The 12058-nt window shown below is 55.7% G+C and carries 9 protein-coding genes; 4 read left to right on the top strand and 5 right to left on the bottom strand.

All coding sequences use genetic code 11. The features are described 5' to 3' along the window. Positions 1-36: 36 nt before the first annotated feature. From upp to aroC, 4 genes are all read left to right on the top strand, one after another. Positions 37-696: a uracil phosphoribosyltransferase gene (upp, locus tag PORAS_RS01080; protein ID WP_013759855.1), complete on the top strand. Its 660-nt coding sequence runs from the start codon at positions 37-39 to the stop codon at positions 694-696. Positions 697-709: 13 nt separating this feature from the next. Then, on the top strand, positions 710-2650 hold the full coding sequence (locus tag PORAS_RS01075) for a peptidase U32 family protein (RefSeq protein ID WP_013759854.1): 1941 nt from the start codon (positions 710-712) through the stop codon (positions 2648-2650). A gap of 546 nt (positions 2651-3196) precedes the next feature. Further along, the gene (locus PORAS_RS01070) at positions 3197-3760 is read left to right on the top strand and encodes an FKBP-type peptidyl-prolyl cis-trans isomerase (RefSeq protein WP_004330479.1); all 564 of its coding nucleotides are present in this window, start codon (positions 3197-3199) and stop codon (positions 3758-3760) included. Between the two features lie 9 nt (positions 3761-3769). Next, on the top strand, positions 3770-4858 hold the full coding sequence (gene aroC / locus PORAS_RS01065; RefSeq protein ID WP_013759853.1) for a chorismate synthase: 1089 nt from the start codon (positions 3770-3772) through the stop codon (positions 4856-4858). On the opposite strand, the gene hemG is transcribed toward aroC, so the two are convergent. From hemG to PORAS_RS01040, 5 genes are all read right to left on the bottom strand, one after another. After that, positions 4835-6208 (bottom strand): protoporphyrinogen oxidase, encoded by a 1374-nt coding sequence (gene hemG, locus PORAS_RS01060; RefSeq protein ID WP_013759852.1) that lies wholly within the window; start codon positions 6206-6208, stop codon positions 4835-4837. The two genes, aroC and hemG, sit on opposite strands and share 24 nt — an antisense overlap. A gap of 12 nt (positions 6209-6220) precedes the next feature. Then, positions 6221-7555 carry an adenosylmethionine--8-amino-7-oxononanoate transaminase gene (bioA, locus tag PORAS_RS01055; protein ID WP_013759851.1) on the bottom strand — a complete coding sequence of 445 codons (1335 nt, stop codon included), beginning with the start codon at positions 7553-7555 and terminating at the stop codon, positions 6221-6223. Between the two features lie 3 nt (positions 7556-7558). After that, entirely contained in the window at positions 7559-8563 is a 1005-nt protein-coding gene (gene bioB / locus PORAS_RS01050; protein WP_004330551.1) for a biotin synthase BioB, read from the bottom strand. 143 nt (positions 8564-8706) lie between these two features. Beyond that, positions 8707-10746 carry a peptide MFS transporter gene (locus PORAS_RS01045; RefSeq protein ID WP_013759850.1) on the bottom strand — a complete coding sequence of 680 codons (2040 nt, stop codon included), beginning with the start codon at positions 10744-10746 and terminating at the stop codon, positions 8707-8709. A gap of 39 nt (positions 10747-10785) precedes the next feature. Further along, the gene (locus PORAS_RS01040) at positions 10786-11895 is read right to left on the bottom strand and encodes a DUF4831 family protein (protein ID WP_013759849.1); all 1110 of its coding nucleotides are present in this window, start codon (positions 11893-11895) and stop codon (positions 10786-10788) included. Positions 11896-12058: the final 163 nt, after the last annotated feature.

The raw sequence follows: 12058 nt of genomic DNA, 5'->3' as shown, positions 1-12058 counted from the left end.
TTTGCCTGATTTAAGCACCCAAACATAGTAAAGCTCATGCAGGTATACAATCTATCCGAGAGACCTTCACTCCTGACCCACTTCATCTCTGAGATACGAGACCGAGAGATCCAGAGAGATCCCCTACGCTTTAGAGCAAACATCGAGCGCATCGGCCATATTATGGCTTACGAACTGAGCAAGCAGCTCCACTACCAGACCCGTCCCGTGGAGACGCCTCTCGGTACTGCACCCACGGCCGTACTAGACGAGCAGCTCGTCGTGGCAACGATCCTCCGTGCTGGACTGCCCCTTCATCACGGCTTCCTAGACTTCTTCGATCGTGCCGAAAATGCTTTCATCTCCGCCTATCGCAAGGTCAAGGATGACGAAGACTTTGACATACATGTCGAGTATGTTGCTGCACCAGACTTGACCGATAAAGAGCTACTCCTCGTTGACCCGATGCTCGCCACCGGAGGCTCCATGCATCTCTCTTGGCAGGCGCTCCTCAAGAGCTGTGGCACACCGCGCCATACCCATATGGTCGCCATCGTAGCTAGCCAGCAAGCTATCGACTTCCTCCAGTCTCAGTTTGACGACAAGGCACCTGTCACACTGTGGGTGGCTGTCATCGATCCGGCGCTCAACGAGCACGCTTACATCGTCCCAGGACTGGGTGATGCGGGCGATTTAGCCTTCGGTAGTAAGCTCTAAAAGGGAGGCTCCATTGACTACACTACGCGACATAGAGCTATTGGCTCCAGCCTCCTCGCTCGAGGGCGGTCTGGCGGCACTCTCGGCGGGTGCCGATGCGGTCTATGTAGGTGCTCCTCAGTATGGTGCCAGGAGTGCTGTCGGGGTCTCGCTCGAGGATATACGGCAGCTCTGCGATGCAGCTCACAGCTATGCCGCACGAGTCTATGTAGCACTCAATACGATCCTCACCGATCGCCAGCTAGTGCATGCTGTCGAGATGGCGCGTCAGCTCTACGAGGCGGGGGCAGACGCACTCATCATACAGGATCTCGGACTGCTCACCCAGGAGCTGCCGCCTATCCCGCTACATGCCAGCACGCAGTGCCACAATCACTCGCTAGAGCAGCTGCAGATGCTCTCCGATCTAGGCTTCGAGCAGGCTGTCTTGCCGCGCGAGTGGAGCTGTCAGGACATTGCGGTGGTACGCGACAAGACCCCGCTACGACTGGAGGCGTTCGTCCATGGAGCGCTCTGCGTCTCTTACAGTGGTCGCTGCTTTATCTCCGAGGCGCTCTCACAGCGCAGTGCCAATAGAGGGCAATGCGCTCAGTACTGCCGCATGACTTATGATCTCGTTGATGCTCAGGGACAAAAGCTACGCCAAGGTGAGCATCTCCTCTCTCTGAAAGATCTCAACCGCTCTGAAATCATCGAGGAGATGATTGATGCGGGTGTCAGCTCCTTCAAGGTGGAGGGGCGGCTCAAGGCGATCCCTTACGTGCGCAACGTCATCGCCCACTACCGCCAGCTGCTAGACGAGATCTTGACCCGTCGTAGTGATGAGTTGCGACGACCCTCATGGGGAGCGGAGGAGTACACCTTCACGCCACAGCCGGAGGCAACCTTTGCCCGTCCCTTTACGACCTACAATACGCCCCTAGGTTCGCCTATACCTACCGACAGCATCACACCCTATAGCAGCAAAAGCCTCGGTCAGCCGATCGGCACGGTGACCCAGAGTCGAGGCAAAGAACTAGAGATAGCACTCCTGAGCGACGACATCACGCTCGCTAATGGCGATGGGGTAGTCGCTTACGCTATCGATAAGAAGCTCATCGGAGCGCAGATCAACCAAGTGACGCCCGCTAGGCGAGCGGGGCACTATCGTCTGCGTCTCTCCCAAGCGCTCGAGCTACCGCAGGGGACGACGCTCTGGCGCAATCTCAACCATCTCCTAGAGGCTCAGCTCCTACGCCCCGATGCCTCTACCCGCACCATACCTGTGTCGCTACATCTAGAGGCAACTCCCGACCAGCTCACGCTAGAGATGCAACTCACAGAGGAGCCCGATCTGTCGGTCACACGTAGCAGATCAGTCACGCTAGAGCCTGCACAGCGGGACAATACGGCTCACGTAGAGCGCACGCTCCGCAAACTCGGTGACACACCATACCGCGCTCAAGAGGTTACCATAAAACTAGACGGACTCTTCGTCCCGCCCTCACTTGTTGCGGAGCTGCGACGAGAACTCGCGGAGGAGCTACAGCGTCGATGCCTTGCTTTAGCACGACAGCGCAGAGATGCCATCGGTAAGCCTCTACAGCAGAAGCGCATCGACCTACTCCGCACGCCAGATCCTACGGTGCGTCAGCGATATGGTCTGCCCGACACGCTAGACTTTACCTACAATGTGGCGAATGAGTCGGCACGTCAGCTCTACCGCCAGCTAGGAGTCTCCGGAAGCATCGCTCCCGCCCTAGAGGTAGAGCGTCCCGAGGGTGCGATCCCCGTGATGTTTACCCGTCACTGCCTACTGCATCAGCTCGGCTACTGCACACGGACGGGTCGCAAGCCACCCTTTGCGCTACCGCTCTATCTAGTGCGTGGGCGAGATCGTCTGCGTGTCGCAAACGACTGTCGCCACTGCATGATGACCCTGTGGCTAGATCCCTCTCCTCAAACTAACCTCTAATCTCTAACCTCTAATTTCTAATCTCTAACATCTAATCTCTACACCGATATCTCCGTGGAAATTTCGAAATCTCCACGGGGATATTTTTTATTCTCCACGTAGGCGAGAAATAAAACTTCGGAGGAATCAAATAAAACTTCGGAGGAATCAAAACGTCTCCACGTGGAGAATTTTTTTTTCCTCCGTGGAGATTTTCGATTTTCCACGGAGCTATCGGGTTAGAAGTTAGAAAGTAGAAACCGATCGTCCCTGCAAGGGGCTACTCGTCTTGCTTTGATACAAAACAGGTGTTACAGCGTCTGATGGCGGGACTTGTCGTGTTGATGTGGTTCGTGTAGGGGCGGACCTACGTGTCCGCCCTCAAGGCAGATTGCACTCCAACGAGGACGGGCGGACACATAGGTCCGCCCCTACAGCGGGCTACTCGTTTCGCTCTAACTTCTAATCTCTAATCTCTAAATTCGTACCTTTGCGGTAGCACGGGTGTGATGTAATAATCGCAGTGGTGCCTGAACCGCATTTTATCACGAACAAAGTATACCTAACATGAAGATTACAAAAGATAGTTACGTAACCTGCGAGTACGAACTCTACACGGGTGAAGGAAAGGAAGACATCGTCGAGAAAGCTACTCCTGAGGCTCCCTTAGCTCTGATCATCGGGGCTGGATTTCTACTAGAGGCTTTTGAGAAGCAACTGATGGGGCTAGAGGCTGGCGACAAGTTTGACTTTACCCTCAAGCCCGAGGAGGCGTATGGAGAGGTCTCTGACGCTTACATACTGGAGCTAGAGAAGGATCTCTTCAAAAACGAAGAGGGCGAGTTCCACTCTGATGTTGTTTTCGAGGGCAACGCAGTCCCTATGCTCGACAACCAAGGCAATCAGCTGGTTGGCATCGTCGAGAAGATCACAGACGATACGGTGACGATGGACTTTAACCACCCGCTGGCTGGTCAGACGCTACACTTCATCGGCTCTGTCCTAGAGGCACGTCCTGCTACCGAGGAGGATCGTCAGAGACTGACGGCACAATTCTCTGGACATGCGGGCGGTTGCTGCGACGGCGACGACCACGAGGGTGGCTGCTCTTGCTGCAGCGGTTGCCACTAAGCAATCTCTATGAATAGCTTCGGACGGCATCTGCGACTGACCTCCTTTGGAGAGTCGCATGGAGCTGCCATGGGGGGAATCCTCGATGGTATGCCTGCGGGCTTCTGGATAGATCGAGAGGCTGTGCAGCACTTTGTCAACCTGCGTCGTCCAGGCTACTCACGATCTACGACAAAACGCCGAGAGCCAGACGAAGTGGTCTGGCTCTCAGGCTTGACTGACGAGGGACGGACGCTGGGAAGTCCGATAGCCTTCGTGATACAAAATAGGGATGCTCGCTCGCAAGACTACGCCACCGTCACGAGTGAGCTAGGCAAGCCCTTTAGAGCAAATCATGCCGACCTGACTTACTGGCTTAAGTATGGTCTCGAGCCACAGCCTGGTGGCGGACGGTCGAGTGGCCGTGAGACGGTCGCTCGCGTGGTGGCGGGGGCCATCGCTCAGCAGTGGTTAGAGCAGCTGCGAGGCGTCACGGTGCAGGCTTTCATACAGCAGGTGGGCACTCTGTCACTATCTGGCGACTACACGACCTACCCCCTAGAGCATACTTACGATCGTCTCTGCTACTGTCCCGATGAGACACTAGATGAGGAGATAGCAGCCTACCTAACTAAGGTCCAGGATGACCGAGACAGTGTGGGCGGTGTCGTAGGCTGTGTGGTGTGTGGTCTGCCCGCAGGCCTTGGAGACCCCGTCTTCGACCGTATACCAGCACTCCTGAGCTATGCCGTGATGAGCATACCGGGGAGTCGTGCTTTTGCCTTTGGCGATGGCTTTGACCTGGCGGGGCAGCGGGGGAGTGCTGTGCTAGACGAATTGCTCGCGATGAGCGATACGGACGAGGTAACCTTCGGAAGCAATCACAATGGCGGTGCACTCGGCGGCATCACGACGGGACAGGATCTAGTGATGGAGGTAGCATTCAAGCCGACCCCTACCATTGCTCGTCCGCAGCATACACTCACGACCGAAGGGGCGAGCGTGACACACACCTTCACGGGGCGTCACGACCCGTGCATAGCACTACGGGCGGTGCCGGTCGTGCAGTCGATGGTTGCTCTGACCCTCGCCGACCTACTGATCGCTGTCGGTGATTAGTTGCTGGGCAACCTGCGTCGCTTGTGTGATGCGGTGCGCCATACCGATACCGTCCCGACAGTTGCCCGCAATGATGAGTCCCGGGTAGCGATGCTCTACCTCCGCAATGGCTGCACAGCGTCTCTCGCTCTCGGCTCCGTACTGCGGGATCGCATGGCGGTGGCGCGAGATATGCACCATATTGGGCACTATGCGTGGGTCGATGTCGAGCACTTTGTAGAGATCTTTGAGTGCCAAAGCTTGCAGCTCTTTCTCTGCCATATCGATTAAGTCGGGGCGCCGTGTGCCTCCCATAAAGATGCTGTAAAGCACTCCTTCGGTAGTCGGTGTGCGGTCGGCAAAGCAGTCCGACGGGAAGAGAACTCCGAGGATGTCCACCGGCTCCGACGAAGGCATAAGCGCACCGAAGCCTCGGTAACTGGAGACTGTGCGGTCAAAGCCGACAGCCACCTCGACGATTGGCGCATAGTAGAGACTAGTAATGGAAGATAAGAGTTCGTCAGGTAGGGTCTCGCTGAGGAAACCCGCCAAGGCGTGTGCGCCTACGGTAGAAACTACGTGATCGGCTGAGACTTCGTGTAGCTCCCCGCCTTGCTGGTAGGTGACGAGCCAGTCGCCCGCTGCACCCTGTCTGACCGAGGTGACAGTAGCTCCCGTGCGAATGTGCTCTGTGCCGATCTGCTCGACCATCTCGTGGATCATCGTCTCCAGTCCGTGCCGTGCTGAGTAGACCTCTTTGGTGGCTAGGCGGTCACGGTCGTTCTTGGGCTCTTTGGCTTTTGCCATAGCTCCACGAATGAAGCTCCCATGCTCCTGCTCTAAGTTGTAGAGCTTGGGGAGTGCGTGACGAGTCTCCAGCTTCATCGGATCGCCAGCGTAGATGCCCCCGACGAAGGGGTCGACGGCATACTGCAGGAAGCTCTTGCCTAGACGTCGCTTCGCAAGAGAGCCGACAGACTCGTAGGGATCGTCACCTTTCTTGCGCCACGGCTCACCGAGCAGGCGGAACTTGTCACTCAGCGTGAAGAGCGGTGTCGTGAGTCCGCTCCAAGGGCCCGAGGGAAGCTGGTGCAGCCGTCCTTTCTTATAAATGTATCGGCAGTTGCCCGCTGGCGTGGCAGCTTCGTAGCCTGAGGGTAGGAGGGCAAAGAGCTCGGCAACTTCGGGGAAAGAGATCGACCCCGTGTTAGGACCCGTCTCGAAGGTGTAGCCCTCTTCCTGCAAAGTGCGGATTTGCCCACCAGCACGCTCCGCTCCCTCGAGGACGAGGACGGGCAGCCCTGCTCTCCGTAGGTAAAGTGCCGTGGTGAGCCCTGTGATACCGGCGCCAATGACTATCGTTTGTTTCATACTGCGTTACTTTTATCGTGATTGTCTCGTGACCATCTCCTGGACGACTGTGAGCAAGCCAGTGGTAAGCTGGGTGAGTTCGTCGGGCTGGATGATGTATGGGGGCATGATGTAGCAGAGCCGGCCGAAGGGGCGTACCCAGATGCCTAGCTCTACGAAGCGTCGCTGCATAAAGGCCATATCGACCGGCTCATCTAGCTCGATCACGCCTATAGTGCCGAGGACGCGCACCTCGGTGACCCCGGCGAAGGTGCTGGCAGGTGCTAGCTCACGCTTCAGTTGCGCCTCGATCTTGGCGACACGCTCTAGCGTTGGTTCACGCTGCAGGAGTTGCAGACTGGCGAGGGCTACGGAGCAAGCCAGAGGGTTGGCCATAAAGGTGGGCCCGTGCATGAAGCAGCCCGCCTCGCCACGGCAAACGGTCTCAGCGACGCGCTGCGTGGTGACAATGGCGGAGAGGGTCATATAGCCTCCCGTGAGTGCCTTGCCGAGGGTGACGATGTCGGGCAGGACGCCCGCATGCTCCATCGCAAACATACGCCCCGTACGTCCGAAGCCTGTGGCTATCTCGTCGAAGATGAGCAGCACGCCGTACTGATCGCACAGCTTGCGCGCCTCCACAAGGTAGTTGGGGTGGTAGAAGTACATACCACCGGCTCCCTGCACGATAGGCTCTAGGATGAGTGCCGCGATCTGCTCGCCGTGCTGAGCGAGCACTTGGCGGAGTGGCTCCATAGCGTCGTCACGCCACGGCTCGCCCCACTTGACCGCTGGCGGTGCGAGGAAGTGCTGCTGCGGTAGTGCCGTGCCGAAGATACTGTGCATTCCTGTGACGGGATCGCAGACGCTCATAGCGTGCCAGGTGTCGCCGTGGTAGCCTCGACGGATGGTGACGAAGTGGTCTCGCTGCGTCTCACCGAGGGACTGCTGATACTGGATCGCCATCTTGAGCGCTACCTCGACAGCCACCGAACCGCTGTCGGCGTAGAAGATCCAGTCGAAACCATCGGGAAGCATCTTCAGAAGCTCCTTACCGAGTGCTATGGCAGGCTGGTGCGTTAGCCCGCCAAACATGACGTGGCTCATCTTCCCTATCTGCGTCTCTACGGCAGCATTGAGCACAGGGTGGTTGTACCCGTGTACAGCGCACCACCAGGAGCTCATACCATCAATTAGCTCTGTGCCGTCGGCTAGGTAGATGCGCACTCCCTCGGCGTGCGAAACGGGGTAGACTGGTAGGGGATCTTCCGTTGAGGTGTAGGGATGCCACAGGTGCTTGCGATCCCACGCTAAGGCTTGCTGGATTGTTGGAACGTATTGCTGGACTGTTGGGTCGTATTGCTTCATAGCTTAAGCGGTTTCTTCGGTACGCCAATCTTTTTCGTTGGTATTGCGATAGCCCATCTCGGCGATGAGCTGCATATCTTCGCGAGCCTGCATGCCGCTGGTTGTCAGCATGTCGCCCGTGATGGCACTATTGATACCGATGTACATAGCTTGGCGCATCACCTCTGGCGAAAGCCTTAGCCGTCCTCCACTAAAGCGCAGGAAAGCCGTCGGATTGATCAGACGAAAGAGTGCTACCGTACGCAGGTACTCCTCGTCCGTCAGGCGTGGCTCCTCGGCTAGTGGCGTCCCAGCGATCGGCTGAAGTATATTAATAGGTATGGAGCGTATGGCGAGCGAACGGAGATAGCAGGCGAACTCGATGCGCTGTGCCATCGTCTCGCCCATGCCGATGATCCCTCCCGAGCAAACCTGCAGTCCTACCTCCCGAGCCCAACGAATGGTCTGCTCTTTCTCTGCCTGCGTGTGAGTCGTGCAGAGCTTGGGAAAGTGTGACGGAGCGCTCTCCAGATTGCAGTGATAGGTGGTGACACCCGCCTCGTGAAGACGTCGTAACTGCTCTTTCGTCAGCAGTCCCATAGAGGCGCACAGCTTGATGTCGCTCGCCTGGTGCATCGCCTCGTAGTGCTGCGCGATACGCTCTATCTCCCGATTGCTCTGTCCGCGTCCACTGGCCACGAGTGCGATGCGCCCGATGCCTGCCTGACGATTGGTCCGAGACTCAGCCACGCACGGCTCGACATCCAGCAGCGGATAGGCATCCGCTTGCGTATGGTAGTGAGCGCTCTGAGCACACCAATGACAATCCTCAGAGCAGTGTCCGCTCTTGACATTGATGATCGAGCAGGTGTCGAAGGCGTCTCCCATACAGTGCCGCGTGACACTATGCGCAGCCTCGTAGAGTGCCTCGCTAGTCGCTTCTTTGGCAAGCTGAAGCGCTTCTTCTTGGGTCACCTCCACGGGATCGGAAGAGCAGAGAGAGGTAACGATGTCTGATAAGGGTCTCATAAGCATTCTATAATAGATCTATAATTGAATGGACGCATCGCCCACCCCTCGCTTAGTAGAGGAGTCTGCGATACGTCCATCGTTATTGGTGGAGAATTGATACAGTCTTTTGTTGGAGACTGTTATCTCATAGGACAGCCTCTCTAGTCTGCCGTAGCGCGCTCGAGGCGCTTCATGACAGCAAATATAAAGGCGGCAGAGAGGAGACAGCAGATGATGAGCACGCCCCAGAACCAGCCCATAGGCATCTTCTCCCATAGAGAGCCCATCACACCGACGAGCAGGTTACCTATAGCGGTTGCTGCAAGCCATCCACCCTGCATGAGACCTGCATACTGTGGAGGAGCTACCTTAGAGACGAAGGAGAGACCCATCGGACTGAGGAAGAGCTCAGCAAGCGTCAGTACGAAGTATGTACCGATCAGCCAATTGGGCGATACGAGCGTATCACTGGTCCCATGAATATGAGCAGGAGCAGGCAGTGCGTATATGATCGTTGGAAGCAGTAGTACGCAGAATCCGATAGCTGCTAGGAGCATACCGATACCGATCTTGCGAGGAGCTGAGGGCTCCTTACCACGATTGGCTAGATAACCAAAGAGACCTACCGTAACAGGAGTTAGCAGGATGATGAAGAATGGATTGAACTGCTGGAAGATCTGAGGCGTAATGTTTCTCAGAGCATCGCCGATAGGCTTGATGTCTACAAAGTATCCACCGGCGAGACCAGCGATACCTAACACGACGAGGATTAAGCCTGTCTTGACATTCTTCTTACCGCCTAGTAGCCCGAAGGTAGAGAGGTAGATACCATACATGAAGCAGATGAAAGGGATCAGCATCAGTAGACTAAACGGCATATAGCCCGCAGCGTCTACACGTGATACGGTATAGTCTCGTGCGAAGAAGGTCATCGTCAAGCCGTTCTGGTGGAAAGCCATCCAGAAGAAGATCACAACGAAGAAGACCAGTCCTAGTGCGATGAGACGCTCCTTGACCTCAGCCTTAGACATCTCGACGACATGTGCTGAGCTGTCGCCCTGTGCTGCCATAGCCTTAGCTTGCTTGACGGTTACGTCTGCTGCCTTCCAGGTCTTACGACAGAGTACGAAGATCAAGATAGATATGACCAAGCTGATACAAGCTACAAAGAACGAGAGACTATAAGACTGTGACAAGGTCGTCGACACATAGTGCTCACCGAAGGCACGCTCGAAGCTTAACTCTTGAGCCGCTTCACCTCTGTCTGCACGCTCCGCATTGAGTTTATTGTTTAGATCAGCCGTCCACTCAGCTGGGATCTGCAGCATAGCCACGCGCTCATTGATAGCAAACTTGGCCGGCTCGTCCTTTGCATCGCGACTGATGAGGATCTCATGGTCGGCATCCGTGATCTGCAGTTGAGGATCACTCACTAGCCCAGCTTTAGTATACTGGCGGAGAGCTGCTATACGTAGGTCGTGAAGAACCTGAGCCTCGTCCTCGGGGAACATGACGCCAGCCTTCTTCTTAGCAGCTGAGACCTTTTGGCTCTGCTCCTCAGCCGTCAGCTGAGCATACTCAGGGTGCTTAGCTTGTAGCTCTGCGATAAAGGCATCGGCATCGACCGTCTCATCGTTGAGCTTGTTGTAGTTTGCAGGCACTGTAGCATCGTAGAAGTAGTTCTCCTTAGCTAGTACATTATTCGTAATCCAGTTACCCATGCTAGGCGCAAAGAAGGCACCGATATTGATGAACATGTAGAAGATAGAGAACGCCATGTCACGTCCCTTAGAGTAGCGAGGGTCGTCGTATATCTTACCCACAAGTGCCTGTAGGTTACCCTTAAAGAGTCCCGTACCAGCAGCGATGAGGAAGAGGGACAAGAGCATGATCGTGACGCCAGCAGCTCCAGAGCCAAAAGGTAACCCTAGGAGGAGGTAACCAGCGAACATGATCGTGACACCTGTAAAGATGGTCTTACCATATCCGAGCCATTTATCAGCTATGATACCACCGAAGATTGGGAGGAAGTAGACTAGTGCTAGGAAGGTACCATACAGCATACTAGTCGTTGCCGAGGAGAAGCCAAACTTCGCCTGTAGGTAGAGCGTCAATATGGCTAGCATCGTGTAGTAGCCGAAGCGCTCTCCCATGTTCGTTAGGGCTAATACGATAAGCCCCTTGGGGTGTTTATTTTCCATATGAATGGTTCGTTTATAGATTAGTATTTTTCAAGTTATTCATTGCTGCGGTAGCTCGATCAGCTCGATAGAGCCACTCGTGAGGTCGAAGTATATCGTGTAGGGCAGCTGTCCCAGCTTGTCCGCGCCTAGCTTGTGCTCCAGGAGTGCTGTGCGTCCCCACTGTGCCACCGAGAGCTCTAGCATGATCGCCTGGCTGCGCTCGGGAAGCTGTAGCGACACACGAGCTCGTCCTGGCTCGATGTAGCGGAGTGCCTTGCTCTTGGTCAACTTATGCAGCTCCGTATCGCTCTGCGGAGCGGAATGATCTAGAGATTCGATATTTATGTATACAGGAGCTCCCGAGAGATCCGCCTTGTCGACTAAGCCATACTGCGGAGCGAAGCGAGCTACCACCTGCTGCGAGACTGGCTCGTCAATGGGTACGTCCACGATCTCCTCGTAGTATCGCTTCGTGGTACGACCTGCGAAGAGCGCTTGCAGAGCTGCTATCTCCTTGTCCAGACCATCTAAGACCATCTTGAGCGCTGGACCATCGCACGGCATCGTCTCGACTTGACCCGAGAGTAGCTCCACACGTCGCTCTCGCAGCTCGAAGAGTCTACTGGACGCCACCTCAGCTTGTTTGGCACGTGAGGTCGCTAGGGCATACTCTTGAGGTAGTGCTTGACTAGCCTCCTGCTGGGTCACCCCCTTAGGATAGTCTGCTAGGTAGTCCGTCGTGGTAGGCTTGTACGCCTTGCCGTGGAGCGAGTAGAGAAGGCCTTCGGGTGTGAGAGAGACCAGCTGCTCGACAGAGGGCGTCGCTACCGACTCGATCAGATAGCTCTGCATCGTGTCGGGGACTCCATGAGCGTGCATTGCTACACGCTCTATTTGGTAGCGTGTCGTAGGCTGCGTCGCATAGCTCTCACCTAGATACCTAGAGGCGTAAGCGACTAGTGCGCCTGGCTCAAACTGCTCCTCCGAGAGGACAAAGTGTATGCGCAGTTGTGTCTTCGGTAGATAGTAAACGACTCCACTCGTAGACTGCTCGCCAGCCACGTATGGAGTCACAATCGCCTGATGACTAGCGCAGCTCGTGAGCCACACCACCGCCATCACAAGTACCCATCTAGTTAGTCGGGTAGGGGTCTTAGGTTTGTGCATAATCTACCAGTGAAAAATAGACTTGGGACAAAGATACGAAAAAGAGATTAGAGACTCCCCCCCTTTTTGCGTTGCGTCTCAATTTCGGGCTAATTCCTATTTTGAGGTGCTGGGGGAGAAGCCACACGCAAAAAACTAACTGAAGTGAATTGATTAACTTGCA

The sequence above is a fragment of the Porphyromonas asaccharolytica DSM 20707 genome (assembly GCF_000212375.1).
Classification (GTDB): domain Bacteria; phylum Bacteroidota; class Bacteroidia; order Bacteroidales; family Porphyromonadaceae; genus Porphyromonas; species Porphyromonas asaccharolytica.
This window is presented reverse-complemented; position numbering and strand designations above follow the sequence as displayed.